Consider the following 4,040-nt stretch of genomic DNA (forward strand, 5'->3'; position numbering starts at 1 on the left):
AATCCCGATGATCTGGCTTTCCGTGAATCTGGACGTCTTCATGCAAAATTCCCTGTCGATCCTGCTGCTAGAAAATTCTACCTTGAACACCCGTTTATTCTCGGCGGGACTACCATGTCTCAGCCTTGATAGTCCCTCGTTTCCAGCCCACGAGTGGCGGCTCGAAGGCGAAAAGTGAAGCGAATCGATGAGAATGTCCGGAGCAGTCGAGTTGAATACGGCTGAGTCAGTGGCGATGGGGGTACGTTCAAGGATGGGCATTGGTATGTTGCCTGTAAATTTGGCGCTCGACGGCTTGGCGGATAGAAGCCTGGTGCGAGTTCTGCCGCAAAATACTCCGCAAAAGATGATCATCTATGCGCTGCATCCATTGCGGCTATATACGGATGCGTGGATACGGACCTCGATAGAGTTCTTGAGTCAACTCATGCCCACCGTGATTGCACGTGCTGCACATGTGCGCCAGAAGTACAACTTCGATTAGTGAGAAGCCTTGAATCGTCCGCTCTCCACGACTTTTTTGATGTCGTCGCTGGAGAGTCTAATTCGACATTTTTCCGAAAGGAGCGGACATTGTCCGCCCGTCGCGTAACGCAATTGTTATCCCACCTGAAATGGACACTTCAGATGTGTGCCATTTATCCGGAACTCCGGGACTTCTACAATCGACCCCTTGCCCGTCGGAGCGTGCAGCGACACCTCCGGCGCTCTTTCCAGTTGGAACGACAGCCCACAGCGCGGCTTTACTGTCATGAAAAACCAGCATCTGATCCAGCAAACGTCTGACCTTCGTCGGCGATGGGCCGCGATGCTGCGCGCCACGGCCGCAGCAAGCCGTGACTGGGCGACGAGCGACGGTCTTGTCTGGATGCATCTGTTCAAGACAGTGGCCGCAGCACTGCTCGCGCTGGGCCTCGCCATGCTGCTGGATCTGCAGCAACCTCGCACCGCCATGGCCACCGTGTTTGTGCTGATGCAGCCGTTCAGCGGCATGGTGCTGGCCAAAAGCTTTTATCGGATCATCGGGACTGCGGCCGGGACAATTGCCGCGCTCGTGCTCGGAGCAATCTTCGTGCAGCAGCCCGAACTGTACATGCTTGCGCTGAGCTGCTGGATCGCTGGCTGCGTTGCTGCGGCGCTCCGATATCGACATTTTCGTTGGTACGCCTTTGTGCTGGCGGGTTATACCGCCGCCCTGATCGGCATTCCCACCGTCACGGACCCTAACAACCTGTTTCTCGCTGCGCTCACGCGAGCTGCGGAGGTCGCGATCGGCATCGTGTGCTCGAGCGCCGTCAGCGCGTTGATCGCGCCCCGAAGTTCTAGCGTCGCGCTGCAACGCACATTGCGGAACCGGTATCGTGATTTTACTGCGTTCGCAGCCGAGGTGCTCGACGGAAAGATCGAGCGAAGTGTATTCGAGAAGCGCTTTGCGGACCTTGTGGATGGAATCGTGGGTTTTGAGGCCACGCGTGCGTTCGCTGCCTTCGAAGACCCGGGCATGCGCACCCGTAGCCGGCGTCTGGCCCGCCTGAATAGCGAGTTCATGGACGTCTGCGCCCGCTTGCATGCGCTAAATCAATTGCTCAAGCGATTGAAGGCGAACGGCTTGGACCCGGTTGTCGATGCAATAGCACCATATTTCGAAGAACTGTCGGCCATCTTAGTTCGCCAGAATGCCCAGAATCCCGTTGCTTCGATTGCATCTCATACAGCCATCGAACTGCGGATCGCTCAGGTCACGTTTCCACACCGTGTGCGGCAGGCGCGGGGGCTTCTGGAAGCTTCCGTGCCTCAATTGCTGGCCGATTTCGATACCTCGGCCGAACTGCTGTATCGCTTCGTAGACGAGTTCATGCGTTATACGGAGACCTTCGTATCGCTCAAGCAACACAGGCCCGATAAGGAGTGGCCGGTAGTCCGGTACGTTAGCAAGACGAACGGCCTGGTCGTGGGGCTCATGTTTCTGCGCTCGATAGTTGCCATGGCGATTGTCGCCTGGTTCTGGATCGAGACCGACTGGCCGAGCGGTGGCCTCGCTTTCACCGGCACAGCGATCGTGTGTGCATTAACTTCGACAGCCGCCGATGCATCAAGGCTGACACTTAAGATTGCCATCGGCACTCTCTTTGCCACCGTGGCGGCCTACCTGTTCACCTGCTATGTGTATCCGCACATCGACGGTTTTCCGCTGCTTTGCGTGACGCTTGCACCTGCGCTGACACTCGGCGCATTCGTCGCGATGCGCCCGGGCATCTCCGGCTATGGTGTGGGCTTTTCGGTGTTCTTTTGCTTGCTGGCCGGCCCGGACAATGTGGTGAATTATCAGCCGGATCTCCTGATCAACAACGGGATCGCACTCGTCGCGGCGATGCTCGTTGCTTCCTTGGCGTTTGCAGTGATTTTTCCCGCGCAGATGCCATGGCTGATCGGCAAGATAAAAGGAACTTTGCGATCTCAGGTTGTACTCGCCTGCAAGGGGGAATTGGACGGACTAAATCAATACTTTCAATCCAGCACCCACGATTTGATGGCGCAATTGCGCGTGCTGCTGACGAAGCGCTCGCGCCAGCATCGCGACGCAATGAGATGGATGCTCGTCACACTCGAAGTAGGACATGCCGTTATCGATCTGCGCAACGATGCCGCCCGCGCGACTTATGTCGATGCGCTGCATCCACGCTGGAATGCCTGCCTCGAGCAGATGAGCACAGATATCGCAGGGCTGTTCGAACGTCCCGAAAAGCGTGATCTCGAGCGCGTACTGTCATCGGTGCGCGAGACCATCGCGATCGCGCAGGCGGTTCTCGAATCCGTAAGCATGGATCGAAAGCGACACCTCGACATGCAACACATGCTTGGCAGCCTGCATTTCATTCGCACCACGTTGTTGGATAAAGACGCACCATTTAATGTGCGGAATTCGCCGCGCTAGTTTAATCTTTCTGTCAAATGCAGAGAGATTGCCCGGGCGAGACCGTTTATCGGCGTACATGCCGGTCAGCCAGGCTTTCACGACGAATGACAACTCAAAATTCGCCAATGTACCGGAGCAGCGATCACGGAACCATAGCCGAACTGTAGCCGTGCAAGCCGACTCGTTGCGCTGGAACCGGTGTCTAACACCAATCGCAATAAGGGTTTGCGTATCCGTGCCCGAGTTCACATCGAACGAGCCGAGGGAAGCCGTGGCCGCCACGGGCTTCCCACTCGTATTCAGTGTCGTTCCAGTGGCTTTCTGCAAACCGGCGAGGACGTACAACTCGGTCGCTTTCGATACAGAGTGTGTGAAAACGCATTGATCGTCAAGACTGAATCAACGCACTGAGATCGGGTGACTCATGAAGCGATTCGTTTAAGGCGATGACCGCAAGCAGGTCGCACTACTTCCCGAATGCGTCGATGACTACATCGGGCAGGACAACCCGGTCAGGGTCATCGATGCCTTTGTCGAAGAGCTGGATCTCGCGGAACTTGGATTCAACGGCACCACGCCAGCTCTCACGGGTCGCCCGTCCTATCATCCTGGCGTGATGCTCAAGATCTATATCTACGGGTATCTGAACCGGATACCGTCCAGCCGGCGTCTTGAGCGCGAGTGCCAGCGCAACGTGGAGATGATGTGGCTGACGGGGCGTCTGGGTCCCGACTTCAAGATGATCGCCGACTTCCGCCGCGACAACGGGCCAGCCATTCGTAACGTATGCCGTCGTTTCGTCGAACTGTGTCGCGGACTGAAGCTGCTGTCGAGTGACATGGTGGCCATCGAAGGCGGCAAGTTCAAGGCTGCGAACAGCCGCGACAAAAACTACACGGCGGGCAAAATTGACAAGCGCCAGCAGCAGATTGAGGAAAGCGTTCAGCGATATCTCGACCTGATTGAAAGTGCAGACCGGATCAGTCCGACGGGGTTCGATGTGAAGACCGTCCGCCTGTACGAGAAGAGTAACCGTCCGACCCTGACCGTATAGACGGCCGATGAAGGCGAAGCCATGCTTTCCGGGGGCACAAATGTGACTGTGTCCACAAAGGAATCATGG

2 protein-coding genes and 1 pseudogene are annotated in these 4,040 nt (G+C 56.7%); all 3 read left to right on the plus strand.

The features are described from left to right. The first annotated feature begins 211 nt into the window (after nt 1-211). Nucleotides 212-484 carry a hypothetical protein gene (locus P3T43_RS35300; RefSeq protein ID WP_429285614.1) on the plus strand — a complete coding sequence of 91 codons (273 nt, stop codon included), beginning with the start codon at nt 212-214 and terminating at the stop codon, nt 482-484. Between the two features lie 267 nt (nt 485-751). Further along, nucleotides 752-2,935: an FUSC family protein gene (locus P3T43_RS35305; protein ID WP_429285615.1), complete on the plus strand. Its 2,184-nt coding sequence runs from the start codon at nt 752-754 to the stop codon at nt 2,933-2,935. 406 nt (nt 2,936-3,341) lie between these two features. Further along, a pseudogene (locus tag P3T43_RS35310) lies at nt 3,342-3,944 on the plus strand (transposase); the annotation flags it as partial. Nucleotides 3,945-4,040 lie beyond the last annotated feature (96 nt).

Origin of the sequence: Paraburkholderia sp. GAS41, from assembly GCF_050436545.1 — a bacterium.
Classification (GTDB): domain Bacteria; phylum Pseudomonadota; class Gammaproteobacteria; order Burkholderiales; family Burkholderiaceae; genus Paraburkholderia.